Raw genomic sequence first — 19,950 nt, forward strand, 5'->3', positions numbered from 1 at the left:
CGGCCCCAACATGCCTACGGATCAGTCGACTTCGGCGACCGCCTGCGCGAACTGGGCCGCGTACAGGCGGGCGTACGCGCCGTCCGCCGCCAACAGCTCGTCGTGCGTGCCCTGTTCGACGATCGAGCCGTTCTCCATCACCAGGATCACGTCCGCGTCCCGGATCGTGGAGAGCCGGTGCGCGATGACGAACGACGTACGCCCGTGCGCGAGCCGGGCCATCGCCTTCTGGATCAGCACCTCCGTGCGGGTGTCGACCGAGCTCGTCGCCTCGTCGAGGACCAGGATCACCGGGTCGGACAGGAACGCCCGCGCGATGGTGATGAGCTGCTTCTCGCCCGCGCTGACCCCGGAGCCCTCGTCGTCGATGACGGTGTCGTAGCCCTCGGGGAGCGTACGGATGAAGCGGTCGGCGTGGGCCGCCTTCGCCGCCTCCTCGATCTCTTCGCGGGTCACGTCCTTCGGGGCGCCGTACGCGATGTTGTCCGCGATCGTGCCGCCGAACAGCCAGGTGTCCTGGAGCACCATGCCGATGCCGGCCCGCACCTCCTCGCGGGTCATCCGCGCCGCGTCCACCCCGTCCAGGGTGATCCGGCCGCCGGTGACCTCGTAGAAACGCATGAGCAGATTGACCAGGGTCGTCTTGCCGGCGCCGGTGGGGCCGACGATGGCGACCGTGTGCCCGGGCTCCACCGTCAAGGACAGGTCCTCGATGAGCGGCTTGTCGGGCTCGTAGCGGAAGGACACGTGCTCCAGGGCGACCGCGCCGCGCGCCACCTCGGGGCGCTCGGGCGATGCGGTGTCCGGCTCCTGCTCGTCGGCGTCGAGGAGTTCGAAGATCCGCTCGGCGGAGGCGACGCCGGACTGCACCAGGTTGGCCATGGAGGCGACCTGGGTCAGCGGCATCGAGAACTGCCGCGAGTACTGGATGAACGCCTGCACGTCACCGATGGACAGCGAGCCCGTCGCGACCCGAAGACCGCCGACGACCGCCACCAGGACGTAGTTCAGGTTGGACACGAACATCATCAGGGGCTGCATGACGCCGCTGTTGAACTGCGCCTTGAACGAGGCCTCGTACAGCGCGTCGTTCTGCTCGGCGAACGCCCGCGCCGACTCCTGCTGGCGGCCGAACACCTTCACCAGGGCGTGCCCGGTGTACATCTCCTCGATGTGCGCGTTCAGCTTGCCCGTGGACTTCCACTGCTGGACGAACTGGGGCTGCGAGCGCTTGCCGACCCTGGTGGCGACCACGATCGACAGCGGCACCGTGACCAGCGCCACCAGGGCGAGCAGCGGGGAGATCCAGAACATCATCACCAGGACGCCGACGATGGTCAGGAGCGAGTTGATGAGCTGGCCCATCGTCTGCTGCATCGTCTGCGAGATGTTGTCGATGTCGTTGGTGGCGCGGCTGAGCACTTCACCGCGCTTGGCCTTGTCGAAGTAGGACAGCGGCAGCCGCGACAGCTTGCTCTGGATGTCCTCGCGCATGCGGAACACGGTCTTGTTGATGGCGCGGTTGGACAGCCGGGTCGCCACCAGCATGAGCAGGCCCGCGCCCACGTACACCGCGAGCGCCGCGAGCAGCACACGTGCGACGCCGTCGAAGTCGATGCCGTGGCCGGGGTGGAAGTCCACTCCGGAGAGCATGTCGGCGAGGCCGCCCTGGCCCTTGTGGCGCAGGCCGTCCAGGGCCTGCGCCTTGGTGACGCCCTCGGGGATCTCGCGTCCGACGACCCCGGCGAAGACCAGGTCGGTCGCCTTGCCGAGGATCTTCGGTCCGACCACCGAGAGACCGACGCTGCACACGACCGCCAGGAGCATCACGCTCAGCGTGGCCTTCTCCGGTGCGAGCCGTTTGACCAGCCGTTTTCCGGAGTCCTTGAAGTTCATCGACCGCTGATCGGGGCCGCCGCCCATCATCATGCGTCCACCGGGCCCGCTCATGCCGCCTCAGCCTCCGTCAGCTGGGAGAGCACGATCTCCCGGTACGTCTCGTTGTCGGCCATCAGTTCGTGATGGCGCCCGGTCCCCACGACCCGTCCCTCGTCGAGGACGATGATGCGGTCGGCTTCCCGGATGGTGGAGACCCGCTGGGCCACGATCACGACCGTGGCCTCGGCGGTCTCGCGGGCGAGCGCGGAGCGCAGCGCCGCGTCGGTGGCGTAGTCGAGCGCCGAGAAGGAGTCGTCGAAGAGGTAGATCTCCGGGCGCTGGACCAGGGTGCGCGCGATGGCGAGCCGTTGGCGCTGGCCGCCGGAGACGTTGGTGCCGCCCTGCGCGATCGGCGCGTCGAGGCCGCCGTCGAGGCGGGAGACGAAGTCCTTGGCCTGCGCCACTTCCAGGGCGTGCCAGAGCTCGTCGTCGCTCGCGTCGGGGTTGCCGTAGCGCAGGTTGGTGGCGACGGTGCCGGAGAACAGGTACGGCTTCTGCGGTACGAGGGAGACGGTCTTGGCCAGCAGGACGGGGTCGAGGGTGCGCACGTCCTCGCCGTCGACCAGGACCTGCCCGTCGGTCGCGTCCATCAGGCGCGGCACGAGACCGAGCAGCGTGGACTTGCCGCTGCCCGTCGAGCCGATGACGGCGGTGATCTCGCCGGGCCTTGCCACCAGGTCCACGCCGCGCAGTACGGACGCCTCGGCGCCGGGGTACTTGAAGTCGGCGCCGCGCACTTCCAGATGGCCGTGCCGGCGCAGTTCCAGCACCGGGCTCCTGGGCGCCACCACGCTGGTGTCGGTGGCGAGGACTTCCTCGATGCGTTCGGCGCAGACCTCGGCGCGCGGCACCATCATGAACATGAAGGTGGCCATCATCACGGCCATCACGATCTGCATGAGGTAGGCCAGGAACGCGGTGAGCTGGCCGATCTGCATGTCGCCGCTGTCGATGCGGTGCGCGCCGAACCAGACCACGGCGACCGAGGAGATGTTCACGACGGTCATGACGGTCGGGAACATCAGCGCCATCAGGCGGCCGGTGGCGAGTGTGACGTCGGTGAGTTCGGTGTTGGCGCCCTTGAAGCGGTCCTGCTCGTAGGCGTCGCGCACGAAGGCGCGGATCACGCGGTTGCCGGTGATCTGCTCGCGCAGCACCCGGTTCACGGTGTCCAGGCGGGTCTGCATGGTGCGAAACAGCGGCCGCATCCTGCGCACGATCAGCGAGACCGCGACGCCGAGGACGGGTACGACGGCGAGCAGCACCGCCGAGAGCGGCACGTCCTGGCCGAGCGCCATGATGATGCCGCCGACGCACATGATCGGCGCGGACACCATCAGGGTGAACGTCATCAGGACCAGCATCTGGACCTGCTGGACGTCATTGGTGGTGCGGGTGATCAGGGACGGCGCCCCGAACTGACCGACCTCGCGGGCCGAGAAGGACTGCACCCGCGCGAAGACGGCGGCCCGGACGTCGCGCCCGAGCGCGGCCGCGGTCCTGGCGCCGAAGAAGACGGCACCGATGTTGCAGAACACCTGGACGAGGCTGATGGCGATCATGATGCCGCCGTGACCCAGGATGTAGCCCGTGTCGCCGTTGACGACACCGTTGTCAATGATGTTCGCGTTCAGGGTGGGCAGGTAAAGGGTGGCGCTGGTCTGCAAGAGTTGCAGCAGCACCAGGAAGGCGATCGGTTTCTTGTACGGCCCTAGGTGGGACCGCAGGAGACGTATGAGCACGCGCAGGCTCTCCGGGTCGGCAAGATCGGGGGTTCGACCCCCCATCTTGCGACACCCCACCCCTGGAAGCTCAAGCGATTATCGTGCTGGAGTCAAAAGGAATAGCAAAGAGCGTACGGCGGGCGCGCGTCAAGCACCCTGGCCGAAGGCGCCGGGGTGTATCTCGTCACGCGTCGCGACGTACTGCTGACGGACCGCCTGCCCCACGGCCAGTTCCTCACCGGCCTCGAAGACCTGCGCCGACGCCCCCTGCCAGGCGGGCGGGGTGTGGGCGGCGAGCGTGCCGCGGGCCACCCCGAGCGCCCAGGCGGCCTGGCGGGCCGCGCCGAGCGCCGCGTACTCGGCGGGCTGCGGCACGACGACCTGCGTACCGAAGATCGCGGGCGCCGCCGCCTGCACGGCGGGCAGTTCGGCCGCCGCGCCCAGCAGGAAGACCCGCCGCACCTCGACGCCGCGCCCGCGCAGCACGTCCAGGGCGTCGGCGAGCGAGCAGAGCATCCCCTCGAAGGCGGCCCTTGCCAGGTGCTCCGGCTGCATCGACTCGCGCCGCAGCCCCGAAAGCGTGCCGGCGGCGTGCGGAAGGCGGGGGGTGCGCTCGCCCTCCAGGTAGGGCAGCAGGACCAGGCCGCAGGCGCCGGGGGTGGAGGTCAGGGCGAGCTCGCTGAGGGCCGCGAGGTCCTCGACGCCGAGCATCTGCGCCGTCCCGCGCAGGGCACGGACGGCATTGCTCGTATGCACGACGGGCAGATGCATCCCCGTCGCGTCGGCGAAGGACGTAATCATCCCGCTCGGATCGGCCAGCGCCTCGTGGTGCACGGCCATGACCGAACCCGAGGCGCCGAGCGAGACCACCGCGTCGCCGACGCCGACGCCGAGCCCGAACGCGGCCGCCATCGTCTCGCCCGTACCGGCCGAGATCAGCAGCCCCTCGGGGGTGGTGCCGGCCGCGTCCGACGGCCCGAGCACTTCCGGCAGCGCCACCTGGTGGCCGAGGGCCAGCTCGACCAGATCGGGACGGTAGAAGCCGGTGGCCGCCGACCAGTAGCCGGTGCCGGAGGCGGCGCCCCGGTCGGTGGTGCGCCGGGCCGGCCGGCCGAGCAGCTGCCACACCAGCCAGTCGTGCGCCTGGAGAACACCGGCGGTGCGCTGGGCGGCCTCCGGCTCGTTGCGCGCGATCCAGCGCAGCTTGGCCACCGCCTGCGCGGCCTGCGGCACACAGCCCACGGCCTGCGCCCAGGCCTCCCGGCTGCCGAGCCCGTCCACCAGGTCGGCGGCGGAGACCTGCGCCCGCTTGTCGTTGCCGGTCAGCGCGGGACGTACGAGATTGCCCGCGCCGTCCAGCGGCAGCAGCCCGTGCTGCTGGGCCGAGACGCCGATGGCCTCGACCCCTTCGAGCAGCCCGCCGCTCGCCGCCTCCCCGAGCGAGAGCAGCCACGCCTGCGGATCGACCTCCGTGGCCTTGGGTTCGACCGGGTGGGGGGCGTACCCCTGGCGCAGAACGGCGCCCGTGTCCGTGTCGCAGACGACGATGCGCGTGAAGGCGGAAGAACTGTCAAGACCGGCGACTATCCCCATGGCCCCGATTCTGCCGCACGGGCGGGGCGGCCGGGACGGCAGTGGCCGGGACAACGCTGTCGCCCGGCGCGGGCGGGGTTCCGCGCCGGGGGCGTCGCCTGCGCGTCAGGTGGTGCCGGTGCGTCAGGTGTTGCTGGTGCCCCAGTCGTCCTCGCCGCCCGGACCGCGCTCGCGCAGGGAGCGCACCCGGCCGGCCACGGAGGCCGGCACCTTGTCCCCGACCTTCTCGCTCACCGCGTGGAACGCCTTGCCCGCCACGTCCCGCGAGGTCTGCGCGGCCGACTCGGCGGTGTTGCGCACGGCGGGGTTCTGCGCCACCTGGCGCGCGGACTTCTTCAACTGCTCGTAGCGCTCGCGGCCGGCCCGGGTCCCGAGCACGTATCCAAGAGCCATTCCGGCGGCGAACGAGAGCCGGTATCGCATGGCGGTCACCCTTCCCTAGCGTGTGAGCCGCGCCTACCCGCGCAGCCCCGTGATCACCCGGGGCGGAACCGATTGGCGGAGCACCCCCCTGCTTGCGCTAATGTATGTGTCGCAGCGAACGCACGCCGCCCGGGATCATCCCAGGTGGGTACGTTCGAGGCGACGAGACATTCCCCTGTAGCTCAATTGGCAGAGCAGCCGGCTGTTAACCGGCAGGTTACTGGTTCGAGTCCAGTCGGGGGAGCTCGGTCTCCTGTAGCTCAATTGGCAGAGCAGCCGGCTGTTAACCGGCAGGTTACTGGTTCGAGTCCAGTCGGGAGAGCAGCGGAATCGGACCCTTCGGGGTCCTTTTTCGTATCCGGTGGAACCGCCGGGATCCCCGCGAAGTCCTCATGGGCGTGCGAAGCCGACCATCCGAGGCAGGAGATCGTATGAGCGGCTATGCTGCGGCAGACGGCGCGCACACATGTGCGCGACGCGCCGTAAAGGGGCGGTAGCTCAGCCGGTTAGAGCAGCGGACTCATAATCCGTCGGCCGTGGGTTCGAGTCCCACCCGCCCCACCAGCAGTTCCCTGTGCAGAAACGTTCTGGCCTGCGCCTTTGGCGGTTTCGGTGCGCTGTGTGGCGTCCGCCGAGGGTGCGGCGGACGGCCCCGCTCGATCCGGATCGGGCCGCCGGACGATCTCCAGCGAGTGATCACCCGCCTGGCCCACCGGCACCGCCGAGCGCGTGTCGCGCCCCGGCCGGACGGGACCTCCCCGCCCCGCCGGACGCTTCGACGGGCTCTCACGGCTGAGTCGTCATCCGCACATCGGTGCACCCCCGTTGCTTCGCCTCGCCGTCCGCGAACGCCTTCAGGGCGGTGTTCGCGAAGTCGGGGGAGGAGCGGGGGGCCGGGTAGGTGACGGCGGACGCCGTCACCTCCTGGAGCCGGGTGAGCAGGAACGAGGCGGGTTCGGCGGATTGAGGGCACTGGGCGGTGGCCCAAACGCTGTCCTTGTCCTCTGCAAGGTCCCCTTCCAGTCGCTTCAGGGAGCGGGCCGCCGCGCTCGTCCGGAACTCCTTCGCGGTCGCGCCGTAGAAGGCGAACAGGCCATATCCAGGCTTCTGGGACGCCGTGGCGAGATAGCAGTTCACCTGGGGCGCCCGGGTGTCCGCGGGGAACTCCACCGCCAGCGGGGTGCCGCTCGGCGTCGCCGTCGGCGCGAGGTCGCGCAACGCGGCGCAGGACCCCTGTGACTGCCCCAGCGGCTTGGCCCGGTAGGACCCGGCGCCGACAGGAGGCGCCGACACGTCGCTCAGCTTCCCCCCGCCGCTCGTCCGGCACCCGTACTTCTCCGCCGCCTTGCGAGCGGTCTCGGCGGTCACCTGGCCCAGACCGGTGAGCGCGGCCGTGCTCCTCGACGGGGCGAAGCCCGGCGGGGCGAAACGTCCGTGGGCGATGAGCGCCTTGCCCCGGTCGTTGCGGCAGTCCAGGGCGACCTGGACCGCCCCGCCGTCCCCGCTTCGTGCGATGCCCGGCCAGCCCTTGCCCAGGGGCGAGGCCGCTCCCTTGAACCCGTTGGTGATGTCGGAGGGGAATGCCTCCAGGGGGGCAGGCCCGGTGCTGCTCCAGCGCAGGGACATCTCCAGCGAGCCGTTGCGTGCGGAGTCCGCCCTCAGCACCAGGCAATGGGCCAGATACCCGTCGTCGAGCTCAAGGGATCTCGCCCGCAGGTGCGAGGACTCCAGAGCCGTGGCGAGTTCCGGCCGTGCCACATTCCCGCCACAGGCCCGGTCCACCGACCGGCTGTCGCGCCAGGAGCCGTAGAGGCCGGTGCTGTAGACAACCTGGGCCGCTATGGCCAGAACGGCGACGAACGCCCCCGCGTACCAGCCGGGGTGGATGCGTCGGAGCCTGGGGTTCTTCTGCATGGTGCTCATTCTGTCGAGGGCCGTTCCGGCGGAGCGTCAGCGGTCGGGGCGCAGGAAGCGCATGGAGTCGTCGCGGCTGATGCTGTACTCGTCCTGGCCGGCGTGGAGGAAGTACTTGGTGTAGTCGCCGTTGAGGTCGTGCCCGCGGCTCTGGCTCCACATCCTGACCATGTGATCGACGTCACGCTGGCCGGCGTCGTACGTCTTCGCGTTCGCGGCGGTCGCCTCCAGATTCGCCTCGGCCGTGTGTTCCTTGTTGGACTCGTACGTCCAGATGTCGACGCTCTTGGTGGCCAGGTTCCCCACGGGGTCGAGATCGGACACCGGGTTGAACATCAGGGCCGTACTCAGCGCCGTGCCGATCCCGTGGTTGAAGTCGGCGGCCCACTGCGTCTTCTTGAAACGTTCGTCGAAGATGATGTCCGCGCGGACGCCGTCGTAGGAACCCATGGCACGCGAGGACTCGACGACGCGATCGTGGATGGTCTTCTCCCCGGCGTCCTGCGGCAGGGCGGCCAGGACATCGTGCGCATACCTCTGTTCCGCCCCGTAGAGGTGCCCGAAAGCCTCCGGATCGTCGGCGATTCCCCGCATGATCTTGGTCAAGTGGTCGGGTGCCAGGGCCAGATGGGCGCCGTCCTTGTCCTCCCAGACCGTCCCCTGGTCGTTGAAGGCGATCTCGTAGCGGGTATCGGACTTGGCGAACGTCTGGTGCGTGTCCGCCGTGTACGACGTCATGATGTGCGCCAGCGGCTCGGTGAGGTTCTTCGGCAGTTTCTGGGCGTGGTTGTCCGCGTTCAGCGTGTCGAGCGTCTGCCGCAGAATGCTCGCCTGCGCCGTCGTGTGGTGGCCGATGGGCTGGTACGCGCCCGGGGCGTTGCCCGTGGTCGCGGCCTCCAGGGCGGCGCCGAACCCCTTGCGGGTGTCGGCGTCCTCCACCAACACCGGCATGCCCTGGGTGGTGCCGCCCGGCGGGGTCGCGAAATGGTCCACGACGGTGTCCCAATCACGGCCGTGCAAAAGGTAGTTGAGGTTGTCGCTGTGCGCCGGGTCCAGGTAGGCGGTGCTGGTCGCCGGATCGCGGGACATCAGGCCGAGGACGCCGTCGAGCGGGTCGTTGGCGAACCAGCCCCGGTTGTCACCGCTGAACGTGTCCCGCAGGGCCCAGGGCGAGCCGGGCTTCCCTTTGGCCGCGTAGGCCGTCTCGGCGTGCCGGATGTCGTCCGCGGTGTCCTTGAGGAACTGGCCCGCATAGCCGTTGCCCTGCTGCATGAGCGTGACCAGGCTCTGGTAGCCGCGCACCCGCTCGTCCGGGATCCTGCTGAGGCCGTTCAGCTTGAATTCCTCGGTGCCCGACTTCTGCGTGCCGGCTCGGAAGCGCTGGTAGAAGGCGGAGTTCGGGTCGCGGGTGGCTGTGGCCAGCGTCGTGGCGAGACCCTTCTGGATGTCCAGGTACTGGCCGCTCTGTTCCGTGTCCTTGTAGTGGGCCAGGCTGTCCAGGGAGTTGGAGAGCTTCAGCGTTCCGCCGGCGCCCAGATCGTCCAGGAGGGTCTGACTGAACGCCGTGTCGCCCGCGTTGTCACGGAAGAGCCGTCGCAGCTCCTGATAGTCCTGGGCGGTGGCTTTGCCCGAGTCGACACGCAGCGCGATGTCCCTGCCCTCGTCCGCCTCGTACTGCTCGATGTCACCCTTGGCCCGGCCGTTGAACCCGTTGTTGGTGCCGTCGGTGATGTCGGGGTCCTTCACCACCTGCGTGAGCGCGATCTGGAACCCCTCGTCCGCGTCGCACACGCTCTGTACGGCGTGGTCGATACGGCTCTGCCAGACGCCGGCCTTCTCCCGCGCCGACTGCTGGTCGCTCAGGTCGTGGTCGTAGGCGCTCAGCTCGGACGGTGTGAGCCTGCCGGCGTCGAAGGTGACGTTTCCGGTCGCCGAGACGAGCATGCCGTCCTTGACGGCGCCGTCCCGTTCGGCCTCCAGCTTCTTGCGCAGCTCCGTGAACTGCGTGTGCGCGTCCCTGAGCAGGGAGGCCATCGCCCTGGCCTCGGTCTGGGCGTTCCTGTACTCGTTCAAGGTGACGCCGAAGGCGGCGTTCGCCGCATGGGAACTCTCGCCCACCCACTGGGGGGAAAGCGTGATCGTGTGCACCTGGTCGTGGTACAGCGTCTCCCGCTCGTGGAACTGTCCCGCCATCTCCTCCCACTGCGTCGCCGCCGTGGTCAGGGTGGACAGATCGGTCGCCAATATCTCTTGATATGTGGGCATATGAGGTCCTGTGGATCCGTGGAGGGGTGGGGAGGGCGGATCAGTAGTGGTCCAAGGGGGAGGGCACCCGCGCGATCCCGTGCTGGATGCCGATGTCGGTGTTGCTGAAGAGGGTGTTCGTGCCCCTCAGCGCCGACTTCTCGCCGCCGAGACGGTTCATGAGCGCCTGAACCTGCCCGCCCCAGGTGGCCTGCGCCTTCTTCAGGGCGCCGGACGTGGCCCAGCCCTGTCCGTCGCGGGGGCCGAACTCCTTGACCGCCGCTGCCGTCGCCGCGTCGGCGTGGCTGCCCGACGTCTTGGTGTCCGGTTCGAGGTGGGTCTCGATGGTGTTCGCGGCGGTCCTCTTCGCTTCCGGGTCGGAGGCGACATCGGGCTGCCCCGTGCCGGGAAAGAGGCCGGGGCCCGACGCCTGGTGGTCCAGGCTCGGTTGGGCCCTGCCGCTGTGCTCGTCGGTCGCGTCCATCGGCGTGCTCCTTGAGGTCCGCTGCGTGTTCCGTTGGGCTTCGGCGGGGCATGCGCGCGACGTAGGGAACGCCCCGGCTGGCATTCTGCGTGCTGCGACGCGAGCCCGGGCGACGGTTGAGGGCTTTCTGAGGTACACGGCCGGAAGGCCCCGGCAAAGGGACTCAATGCCACCGGTGGGCCGCGGTCCCCGGCCGCTCGGGGGCCACGCGGTCCGTGGCGGCGAAACGAAGGAAGCCCCCGGTGTCACGCACGCCGTGTGCGGATGGCGGGGGCTTCCCGGCGGGGTGTCGGAGTTACGCCGCCTTCACAGGGCCGACTGGAACGCCGAGGCGCTGGGGACGTTGGCGGCCGTCGTGGTGACGCGGTCCAGGGTGGCCGGCACGTGCCCGGCGTGCTGGGCGGCGGCCCGTGCGGTGAGGGGTACGCGCCGGGTGGTGGGCGGGGTGGGCGTGGCGCCGCGCACGGCGGCGGAGATCAGGGTGTTCATGGTGGGCCTTTCGGCGAGATGCGTCGCCGCCCCCGCCTGATGGAGGCGGGGGCGGCGACGACGCGTACTGATCGGGGGAAGCGTAGCGGCGGCCGGGGACTTCGGCGCGCGCGTCCACGTGTGGCGCGAACGTGCTCCCCGCAACCGGTTGCGGCCCCCAGGCCCGCGACCTGAGCCGACGGGTGCGCGGCCGGGGCGCCGACCGGTCCCGCGGGCCCGCACCCCGCCCACGCACCACAGACCCAGGCCATTGACCCAGCCGGGGTACGGGCCCCCACGACCCCGGTCGCCGGATGGGGCTCCGCCCGGCCGTCGGCCTGCGGGCCGATCGCCCCATGGGCCGGGCGGCACCCGGCCCGCCACCCCGGTTGACTCGGCGGGGCCCGGGCCGGCCCGCCCGAGCGGATACACCGGGCCACCGGCTGTCGGCCCGCGTCCCGCATGCCCCTGGCCCGTGCACCACCCGCCCCGCGCCGCCCCCACCCCCCTGTGAGGTCGGCCCTACCTCCCCCTCACCGTCGGGGTTAGCATCCCGCGTGAGCGAACAAGCCGAGCAGCCCGTCCAGAGCCCCGCGTCGTCGTGCGGTGCGGCCGGATCCGAGTCAGGGGCCGGTGCCACCCCGGGCGGCGGGACCGCGCCGGGGGCGGCGACCGGGTCCATACCGACCCGGGGTCGGATATTCGCCGACCTCACCCCGCTGCGGACCTCACCGGACTACCGCCGGCTCTGGTTCGGCAACATGGTGTCCTGGGTGGGCAGCGGCATGACCGCGCTCGCGATCTCGCTCCAGGTCTACGACCTGACCGGCTCCAGTTTCTACGTCGGCCTCGTCGGCATCTTCACGCTCGTACCGCTCATCGTGTTCGGTCTGTACGGCGGGGCGGTCGCCGACACCGTGGACCGCCGCAAGCTCGGCCTCTACAGCGCGTTCGGCTCCGCCGCGCTCTCCGCGGCGCTCGCGGCCGGCACCTTCGCCGGGCTCGCGAACGTCTGGTTCCTGTACGCCGTCATCGCGCTCCAGTCGATCTGCCAGGCCCTCAACGCCCCGGCCCGGTCCGCGATGATCCCCAAGCTGCTCCCGCCCGGGCAGCTGCCCGCGGCCAACGCGCTCAACTCCATGATCATGACGACCGGCACGCTGGTCGGCCCCATGCTGGGCGGCCTCGTCGTCGGCTTCGCCGGGTACAAGACGGCGTACCTCATCGACGCGATCACCTTCGCCGCCTCCCTGTACGCGATGTGGCGGCTGCCCGCGATGCTGCCCGAGCGGGCCGGCGGCGGCGCGCGGCCCTCGGTCCTTGAGGGGCTGCGCTTCCTCGCCACCCGGCCCAACCTGCGGATGACGTTCTTCAGCGACTTCTGCGCGATGATCCTGGCCCACCCCCGCGCCCTGTTCCCCGCCGTCGCCGTGCTCTGGTACGGCGGTGACGCGCGCACCACCGGGCTGCTCGTGGCGGCGCCCGCGATCGGCGCGCTGCTCGGCGGGGTGTTCTCCGGCTGGCAGGGACGCGTCCACCGGCACGGGCTCGCGGTGCTGATCTCGGTGGGCGGCTGGGGCGGGGCCATCGCGGCGTTCGGCCTGACCCGGCAGCTGTGGCTCGGCCTGCTCATGCTGGCCGTCGCCGGGTTCTGCGACACCGTGTCCATGGTGTTCCGCAACACGATGATGCAGGTCGCCGCCCCCGATGAGATGCGGGGCCGGCTCCAGGGCGTGTTCATCGTGGTGGTCGCGGGCGGGCCGAGGCTCGGCGACTTCCTCGCCGGTACGGTCGCCGACGTGACCTCGCCCGCCGTGATGGTGGTGGGCGGCGGCCTGGCCTGCGTCCTCGCGGTGACGGTGCTCGGCCTCACCCGCCGGGGCTTCGCGCGGTACGACGCGCGCGACCCCTAGCGCCCGGCCCGTCGCCAGGCCGTCGCCAGGCCGTCGCCCGGCCCCATCGCTCGGCCCGTCGGCGTACCCACCGCGCGCGAAGACCTCAGGCGTCCCACACCCCCCGCGCCACCCCGAGCTCCACCAAGTCCTGCGGGCGCAGGCGCAGTTGGGTCGCGGTGTGGCGCACCTGCGAGGCGTCGCGCTTCAAGATGGCGGCCGCCGACTCCGGGGCGATCACCGAGAAGTAGCTGTCCGCCGTCACCCAGGTCCGGTCGGGGGAGGTCAGGGCCAGCGCGCCGCCCGAGCCGCCCTCGCCGATGACCAGCGTGGTCACCGGGACGCGCGCCGAGGCCACCGCGGCGAACGCCTCCGCGATCGCCGCGCCCTGCCCGGCCCGTTCCGCCGCCGCGTCGTTGGCCGCGCCCGGGGTGTCCACCAGGGTCAGGACCGGGATGCCCAGGCGGTCGGCGAGGCGGATGAGACGGGCGGCGGTGCGGTAGCCCGCAGGGCGGGTCGCGGTGCCGGTCTGCGCGGCGTAGGCGTAACTCCGTCCGCCGTGCAGGCCGAAGCCGCACAGCATGCCCGGGTCCACGCCCCCGCACCGGTCGCCCACCAGGGCCTGGCGGTGCGCGAAGTACGCGTCGAGGTAGGCCTCCGCGCGGGGCCGGGTCGCCGCGCGGGCCCGGCTCACCGCCTCCCAGCCGTCCGCCGGAAGACCCGGGCCGTCGAAGGGCGCCGGCGGCGGCGCCGGCTCGGACCCGCCCGCGCGCAGCAGGGTCAGCCAGCCCGCGAGGACGCCCCGCAGGTCCTCCTTGCGTACGATCGCGTCGATCTGGCCGGCCGCGAGCTGGCCCCGGGCCGAGTAGGCCGCCGGGTCCGCGTCCGCCGGGCGCACCCGGGAGCCCGCGAAGCCGATCTGGGCGCCCGGCAGGGCGAGCACCACATCGGCGCCCGCGCCGAGCGTGGCCCAGCCGCCGCCCGTCGTGGGGTCGCGCAGTACCGAGATCTGCGCCAACCCCGCCGCCTTGAGGAGCGCCGACTGCCGTGCCACGCGCTGGAGTTGGGTGAGCGCGAGCATGCCCTCCTGCATCCGGCTGCCGCCGGTCGCGATCAGCGAGACCAGAGGCAGCCGCCGCTCGCGTGCCGTGGCGTACGCGAGTTCCAGCCGGTCTCCCGTGCACTGGCCGAGAGAGCCACCGAGGAAGCCGAACTCGAAGGAGAGCAGCACGCACGGCCGCCCCTCCACCGAGGCGAGGCCACACACGACCGACTCCGTCTCGCCGGTGCGCTCCCTCGCGCGCGCCCGCGAGGCGCCGTAGCCCGACCAGTTCAGGGGGCCGTCCTCGGGGAAGTCCCGCTCGGGCGCGGGCAGTTCGTCGAACGTGGACGCCACGGCCGCGATCGCCTCGCGCGCCGTCATCCGCCCGGCCGGCTCAGACATGCAGAGCCCGCTTCATGATCTTGCCCATGTCGTTGCGGGGCAGCTCGGACAAGTAGCGCACCACTCGCGGGCGCTTGTGCGGGGCGAGCTGCGCGGCGACGTGGTCGCTCAACTCGGCCGCGTCCGGCGGGGATTGGGGATCCGTCGGCACGACCCAGGCCACCACGCGCTCGCCCAGGTCCTCGTCGGGCTCGCCCGTCACCGCGGCCTCGCGCACACCGGGGTGGTCCAGGAGTACGTTCTCGATCTCGCCCGCGCCGATCTTGTAGCCGCCGCTCTTGATGAGGTCGGTGGCCTTGCGGCCGACGATCCGCACCTGGCCGTCCGCGTCCACGCTCGCCATGTCGCCGGTGCGGAACCAGCCGTCGTCGGTGAACGCGGCGCCGGTCGCGTCCGGGCGGTTCAGATAGCCGCTGAACAGGTTCGGGCCGCGCACCTGGATCTCGCCGATGCCGTCGGCCTCGTCCGCCAGGCGAAGCGCGACGCCGGGCAGCGGGGCGCCCACCGTGCCCGGGCGCGCCCCGCCGTCCGCGCGCTCGGCGCACAGCATCAGCGTCTCGGTCATGCCGTACCGCTCGATCACCGCGCGGCCCGTCGCGCGGGTGATGCGCCGGTGGTCGGGCGCGGTCAGCGCCGCCGAGCCGGACACCAAGAGCCGCGCGCCCGCCAGGGCCCTCGTCAACTCCTGGTCCTCATCGACCAGTTCGGCGATCCGGTGGTACATCGTCGGCACCCCGAACAGCATGGTGGCGCCCGTGGAGAGTTCGCGGGTCACGCCGTCCACCGAGAAGCGGCCCAGGTGGCGCACCGAGCCGCCCCGGCGCAGCGGGCCGAGGACGCCGAGGATCAGGCCGTGGACGTGGAACAGCGGAAGCCCGTGCACCAGGACGTCGTCCGCCGTCCAGGCCCAGGCGTCGCGGAGCGCGTCGAGCGTCGCCGCGATCGCCCGGCGGGGCAGCACCGCGCCCTTCGGGGGGCCGGTGGTGCCGGAGGTGTAGACGATCAGGGCGGGCGTCTCCTCGCCCGGCTCGGCGGGCAGCCGCCGCGCCGTCCCGGTCAGGGGTACGTCGATACGGGTCAACGCGGCCAGCGCGTCCGGGAGTTGGTCGCCCGGGGCGGCAAGGATCGCGGTGGGTTCGCTGTCGCCGACGATGTGGGCCAGTTCCCGCTCGCCCGTCTTCGGGTTCAGCGGGATCGCGGGCACGCCCGCGACGAGCGCCGCCACCACGCCGACCACGGTCTGGGGGGTCGGCGTCGCCCAGAGCGCGACGCGTCCGGCGCCCGCGAGCCGGGCCGCCAGGAACCCCGCGGCGGCGGCCAGCTCGGCATGGGTCAGCGACCGCTCGCCGAAGCGGACCGCCTCCCCGGGCTCGGCGGCGTACAGGGAGGGGAAGAGAGGGGACACGTACGGGACTCCTCGGCATCGACGGCGTCGCGCCGGTCGGCGCGCTGGGGGCGGTGGCCGGACCGTGCCGGGGCGCGGGTCGTGGACCCCCGCGCGGCGCCGTCCGGACGCATGATCCGCATCCTGCCGTACCGGGCCCCGCGTTCCGCCGGAGCGTGAGCACTCTCACGGCGGCCGGGTGCGGTCCGGGGCCGGCCGCGCCCGTGGCGGGTGGGACGGCGGCTACTCCAGCGGGGCCTGCCAGGTCAGGGTCGTGCCCCGGATGCCGTCGTCGCGCATGCCGTTGTCGACGACGGTGAGCCGGACGGCGGAGCGGCCGTCGGGCAGCTCGGCGTCCGCGTCCACGACGACCCGTACGGAGGAGACCCCCGCCCTGCGGTGCGCGGCGGCCAGCGCGCCGCGCAGCGCGGCGACGAGCCGGCCGCCCACCACGTCCCCGACCAGCGTGTCGACCGCCCCGTCGAAGCGGACCGAGGGGCGAAAGCCCAGCAGGGCGGCCGCCCCGGCGGTCTCGCGCAGGACGCGGCCGCGCGGTGTGGCCGGCGCCTCCGCCGGGGGCTGCTGAAGGGCGAAGATCGCGGTGCGCACCTCCTGGATGGTGGAGTCCAGCTCGTCCACGGCCCGGGTCAGCATCTCGTCCGTGTCGTCGGCCGCCGACTTCTGCGCCCTGCGCCGGGTGGACTCCAGCATCATCTCGGTGGCGAACAGGCGCTGGACGACCAGATCGTGCAGGTCGCGGGCGATGCGGTCGCGGTCCTCGTACACCGCGAGCTGTTCGCGGTTGTGCTGGGCGTCGGCCAGGACGAGGGCGAGGGCCGCCTGCGAGGCGAACTGCGAGGCGAGCAGCCGGTCCACCGCCGTGTAGGGGCGTGCTCCGCGCCTGCGGGGCAGCGCGAGCGTGCCGATGAGCTTGCCGCCGCTCTGCAACGGCAGCATCATGCTCGGCCCGAACCGGGAGCGGACCCGGGTGGTCATCCGGGGGTCGGTCGCCGAGTCCTCGATGAACACCGGCTCCCCGCCGAGGAGTTGGACCAGGACCGGCGAGCCGGGTTCGATCGTCGTGCCGATGATGTCGGCGGCGTCGGCGTCGGCGTCGGCTCCGGCTCCGGCTCCGGTGTCCGGGACGGACGCGGCGACGATCTCCATGCCGCCCGCCGGGGTGGGCTGGAGCACGACCCCGGCGGCCGCGTCCGCGAGCAGGCGGGCCCGCTCGGCCACCGTCGTCAGGGCGTTCGCCGCGGTGTCGCCGGTGAGCAGCGACGTGGTGACGGCGGCCGCGCCGTCGATCCAGCGCTCCCGCAGCCGCACGGTCTCGTACAGCCGGGCGTTGCCGACGGCGATCCCGGCCTGCGCGGCCAGGACCCGCAGCAGCGCGAGGTCGTCCTCGGTGAAGGAGCCGTCGCGCTTCTCGGTGAGGTAGAGGTTGCCGAACACCTGGTTGTGCACGCGGATCGGTACGCCGAGGAACGTGCGCATCGGCGGGTGGCCGGGGGGCAGGCCGACCGAACGGGGGTCCTCGCTCAGGTCGTCAAGGCGCAGGGGCTGGGGGTCGTGGATGAGGGCGCCGAGCAACCCGGTGCGGCCGTCCGGCAGCGGCCCGACGCGTTCCCGTTCGGCGTCGGTGAGGCCGGCGGTGAACAGCTCGGTGAGCCGGCCGCGTTCCGGGTCGACCACCCCCAGCGCCCCGTACCGGGCGTCGGTCAGCTCGGCGGCGGTGTCCACGATGTGCTGGAGCGTGGTGCGCAGTTCGAGATCGGTCCCGACGCTGAGCACGGCCTGAAGCAACAGGGGCAACCGAGGCGCGGCCACCGCCCTGGTCCCGGCGTCCGCGCCAGGGGCGCCGGGGGGCGGGTCCTGCGGGTCCGGGCCGGTGCGGGCCGGGTCTGGCGGCCCGGTGCCGGGCGTGGTGCCCGGGCTTGCGGCGGGGCGGGCCTGGGGGTCCGTGGCCGGGGCCTTTGGGCGCGGGGCGTTGGGGGGCGGGTCCTGCGGGTCCGGGCCGGTGCGGGCCGGGTCTGCCGGCTTGGCGCTGGGCGCGGTGCCGGGGCTTGCGGCGGGGCGGGCCCGGGGGTCTGCGGCCGGGGCCTTTGGGTCCGGGGCGGTGGGGGGCGGGTCCTGCGGGTCCGGGCCGGTGCGGGCCGGGTCTGGCGGCCCGGTGCCGGGCGTGGTGCCCGGGCTTGCGGCGGGGCGGGCCCGGGGGTCTGCGGCCGGGGCCTTTGGGCCGGGGGCGTCGGGGGGCGGGTCCAGCGGGCTGCGGGCGGTGGGGGCCGGGTCCGGTGGGCCGGTACCGGGCGGACCGGCCGGGCTCGCCGCGGGGCCGGCCCCGGGGTCCGCGGCCCCGGTGTCCGCCGCGTGTGTGTCCGCGTCGTGGGCGTCCGGGCCCGCGGTGGGGCGGCCCCGGGGCGCCGCGCCGGGTGGGCCCCCCGCTTCAGTCATCCTTCGATGATCCACCATCGCTCGACGCCGCCCCCGCGCCGCTCACTCGGCCACCGGCGTCGGGTTGAGGACCATCGGCTGGATCTTGCCCTCCAGCATCGCGCCCAGGCCCTGGATCGCGCACACGTCGGGCCGCTCCGCGATGTGCACCGGCACCCCCGTGGAGTCGCGCAGCATCTGGTCGAGGCCGGGGAGCAGCGCGCTGCCGCCGACCATCATGATGCCCCGCTCGGCCAGGTCGGCGACCAGGTCGGGCGGGCACTCGCGGAGCACCTTGCCGATGCCGTCGAGGACCGCGGTGAGCGGGGTGTGGATCGCGTCGCGCACGGCGGCCGTGTCCACCAGGACCGAACGGGCGAGGCCGGTCGCCACGTCGCGCCCGTGGATCTCGGTGCGCGCGGGCCCCTGAGGGGTGAGGCCATTGCCGCGCAGGGCCAGCTGCAAGGGGCGTACGGACTGGCTCGGAAGCATCAACTCGTGCTGGTGGCGCAGGTGTTGGATCACCGCGTGGTCGATCGCCTCGCCGCCGACCGGGATGCGGACGGCCGTCACGATGGCGCCGAGAGAGAGCACCGCGATCTGTGTCGTGGCCGCCCCGCACACCATGATCATGGTGGCGGTGGGCTGCTCCACCGGGAGCCCGCACCCCACGGCCGCCGCGATCAGGGTGTCGACGAGCTCGACCCTGCGGGCGCCGAGCCCCACCAGCGTCTCCATCGCCGCGCGCTGGGCCAGCGGGTCGCTGTCGTGCGGCGTGCAGGCGGCCGCGCGCAGCCGGGGCTTGCGGCGCAGCTGGCGGCGCAGCTTCTCGCCCAGCAGGTGGCGCAGCATGCGCTGGGCCATCTCGATGTCGACGACCGTGCCGCCCGAGACCGGGCGGGCCACCCGGATGTAGTCGGGCGTGCGGCCCGTCATCTGTTCGGCGAAGGCGCCGACCGCGATCAGCGCGCCCGTACGGGTGTTGACGGCGGCCACACTCGGCTCGTCCACGACGAGCCCGGCGCCCTTGATGTAGACGCGGGTCCTGGCGGCCCCGAGGTCGACGGCTACATGGCAACGGCGCAACTGCTCAAGACTGACGGTCACGGCAGATCCTCCCGAGAGCGGTACGTGGTTCGCTTCCTGCGACCGGCACGTAATTCGCATCATGGGACGGCCCGGGGACCGGCGCGCGCTGGGCTGCGCCCTTCGGGGAGCCGCCTCCTGACGGTCAGCGGGACGGGCGGCTCCCGCCGTGACCGGGGGCCCGGATCCGCGACGGCGGTCCGAGCGCCCGCCCCCTCACGGCAGAAGCCGTTGCAGCAACCCCCACGTGAACTCCGCGACGCGCTCCTCGCCGCCGGGCAGCGTGAGCGCCAGCTGCCAGCGCGTCGGCGCCGAGCCCTCCATCGGGAGGGCCGGCGCGAAGGCCCGCGCCGCCTCGTCCACCGTGCACGACCAGGGCCGCAGGTCCGCCTCCGCGCGCAGGTCGGGGCCCGGGATGCCCGGGGCCCGGACCAGCCACTCGTTCCACACCGCCCCGCCGGGCCCCGCCAGCACCTCGAAGCGCAGCCCGGGCCACAGTGGCACCGGCCATTGCTGCGACTCGCAGTCCAGATCACCGATCCTGCGCCGCGTGACCGACTCGGGCGCGCCCAGCACCGAGCGGTAACGGGCGAGCGCGCCACGGGAGCGGGACGAGCGGAGCATGGCCTGCCAGCGCTTGTTGGCCTCGCGCATGTCCGCGATCGACGCGCCGAGCTCGCGGCGGGCATCCTCCACCAGGCCCGGCTGGTGGTCGGCCATCCGTCGCAGCAGCACCAGTTGGAAGTCCAGCGGACCCAGCGGCCGCGTCACGGTTTCCGTCATGACGTCCATCCTGCCCCGCCCCACTGACAACGCCCCGGTCCATGGTGATTCGTCGCGCGGACGCGCCAGGGGCACGGCCCTTCCGCACAAGATCCACACAACTGTGGCCCCTTTTGTCTCCCGGCCGCCGCATAGCCTCC

The 19,950-nt window shown here is 72.5% G+C and carries 14 protein-coding genes and 3 tRNA genes; 4 read left to right on the plus strand and 13 right to left on the minus strand.

The window, feature by feature from the left end; translation table 11 throughout:
- Positions 1–21: 21 nt before the first annotated feature.
- From ACFYM2_RS20630 to ACFYM2_RS20645, 4 genes are all read right to left on the minus strand, one after another.
- Positions 22–1,950 carry an ABC transporter ATP-binding protein gene (locus ACFYM2_RS20630; RefSeq protein ID WP_358999854.1) on the minus strand — a complete coding sequence of 643 codons (1,929 nt, stop codon included), beginning with the start codon at positions 1,948–1,950 and terminating at the stop codon, positions 22–24.
- The gene (locus ACFYM2_RS20635) at positions 1,947–3,680 is read right to left on the minus strand and encodes an ABC transporter ATP-binding protein (protein WP_388837884.1); all 1,734 of its coding nucleotides are present in this window, start codon (positions 3,678–3,680) and stop codon (positions 1,947–1,949) included. The genes ACFYM2_RS20630 and ACFYM2_RS20635 overlap by 4 nt, the downstream gene beginning before the upstream one ends.
- 129 nt (positions 3,681–3,809) lie before the next feature.
- Positions 3,810–5,255, minus strand: a complete 1,446-nt coding sequence (locus tag ACFYM2_RS20640) for an FGGY family carbohydrate kinase (RefSeq protein ID WP_358999848.1) — start codon at positions 5,253–5,255, stop codon at positions 3,810–3,812.
- A gap of 123 nt (positions 5,256–5,378) precedes the next feature.
- Entirely contained in the window at positions 5,379–5,678 is a 300-nt protein-coding gene (locus ACFYM2_RS20645) for a YtxH domain-containing protein (RefSeq protein ID WP_359000059.1), read from the minus strand.
- Positions 5,679–5,849: 171 nt separating this feature from the next.
- Between ACFYM2_RS20645 and ACFYM2_RS20650 the strand changes: the two genes are divergently transcribed.
- The 3 genes from ACFYM2_RS20650 (at position 5,850) to ACFYM2_RS20660 (ending at position 6,242) form a co-directional block, all read left to right on the plus strand.
- Positions 5,850–5,922, plus strand: a tRNA-Asn gene (locus tag ACFYM2_RS20650).
- 5 nt (positions 5,923–5,927) lie between these two features.
- Positions 5,928–6,000, plus strand: a tRNA-Asn gene (locus tag ACFYM2_RS20655).
- A gap of 165 nt (positions 6,001–6,165) precedes the next feature.
- Positions 6,166–6,242, plus strand: a tRNA-Ile gene (locus ACFYM2_RS20660).
- Positions 6,243–6,464: 222 nt separating this feature from the next.
- Here the strand turns inward: ACFYM2_RS20660 and ACFYM2_RS20665 are convergent.
- The 4 genes from ACFYM2_RS20665 to ACFYM2_RS20680 all read right to left on the minus strand — a co-directional run bounded on the left by ACFYM2_RS20665 (position 6,465) and on the right by ACFYM2_RS20680 (position 10,809).
- The gene (locus tag ACFYM2_RS20665; protein WP_388837887.1) at positions 6,465–7,592 is read right to left on the minus strand and encodes a hypothetical protein; all 1,128 of its coding nucleotides are present in this window, start codon (positions 7,590–7,592) and stop codon (positions 6,465–6,467) included.
- 36 nt (positions 7,593–7,628) lie between these two features.
- On the minus strand, positions 7,629–9,857 hold the full coding sequence (locus tag ACFYM2_RS20670; RefSeq protein ID WP_388837890.1) for a hypothetical protein: 2,229 nt from the start codon (positions 9,855–9,857) through the stop codon (positions 7,629–7,631).
- A 40-nt stretch (positions 9,858–9,897) separates the two neighbouring features.
- Positions 9,898–10,320: a hypothetical protein gene (locus ACFYM2_RS20675; RefSeq protein WP_388837893.1), complete on the minus strand. Its 423-nt coding sequence runs from the start codon at positions 10,318–10,320 to the stop codon at positions 9,898–9,900.
- 306 nt (positions 10,321–10,626) lie between these two features.
- Positions 10,627–10,809, minus strand: coding sequence for a hypothetical protein (locus tag ACFYM2_RS20680; protein ID WP_388458035.1), 183 nt, complete (start codon positions 10,807–10,809; stop codon positions 10,627–10,629).
- Between the two features lie 659 nt (positions 10,810–11,468).
- Between ACFYM2_RS20680 and ACFYM2_RS20685 the strand changes: the two genes are divergently transcribed.
- On the plus strand, positions 11,469–12,701 hold the full coding sequence (locus tag ACFYM2_RS20685) for an MFS transporter (RefSeq protein WP_388838372.1): 1,233 nt from the start codon (positions 11,469–11,471) through the stop codon (positions 12,699–12,701).
- Between the two features lie 85 nt (positions 12,702–12,786).
- Here the strand turns inward: ACFYM2_RS20685 and ACFYM2_RS20690 are convergent, their stop codons facing one another.
- The 5 genes from ACFYM2_RS20690 to ACFYM2_RS20710 all read right to left on the minus strand — a co-directional run bounded on the left by ACFYM2_RS20690 (position 12,787) and on the right by ACFYM2_RS20710 (position 19,810).
- Positions 12,787–14,124, minus strand: coding sequence for a carboxyl transferase domain-containing protein (locus ACFYM2_RS20690; RefSeq protein ID WP_358999833.1), 1,338 nt, complete (start codon positions 14,122–14,124; stop codon positions 12,787–12,789).
- Positions 14,117–15,529, minus strand: a complete 1,413-nt coding sequence (locus ACFYM2_RS20695; RefSeq protein WP_388837897.1) for an acyl-CoA synthetase — start codon at positions 15,527–15,529, stop codon at positions 14,117–14,119. The genes ACFYM2_RS20690 and ACFYM2_RS20695 overlap by 8 nt, the downstream gene beginning before the upstream one ends.
- 222 nt (positions 15,530–15,751) lie before the next feature.
- A complete protein-coding gene (locus tag ACFYM2_RS20700) occupies positions 15,752–17,338 on the minus strand; it encodes a GAF domain-containing protein (RefSeq protein ID WP_388837900.1) in 1,587 nt (528 codons plus the stop codon).
- Positions 17,339–18,004: 666 nt separating this feature from the next.
- Positions 18,005–19,048 carry a rod shape-determining protein gene (locus ACFYM2_RS20705; RefSeq protein ID WP_350230125.1) on the minus strand — a complete coding sequence of 348 codons (1,044 nt, stop codon included), beginning with the start codon at positions 19,046–19,048 and terminating at the stop codon, positions 18,005–18,007.
- Positions 19,049–19,243: 195 nt separating this feature from the next.
- Positions 19,244–19,810: a hypothetical protein gene (locus tag ACFYM2_RS20710; RefSeq protein ID WP_388837903.1), complete on the minus strand. Its 567-nt coding sequence runs from the start codon at positions 19,808–19,810 to the stop codon at positions 19,244–19,246.
- Positions 19,811–19,950 lie beyond the last annotated feature (140 nt).

Origin of the sequence: Streptomyces sp. NPDC006711 (assembly GCF_042869775.1) — a bacterium.
Classification (GTDB): Bacteria; Actinomycetota; Actinomycetes; order Streptomycetales; family Streptomycetaceae; genus Streptomyces.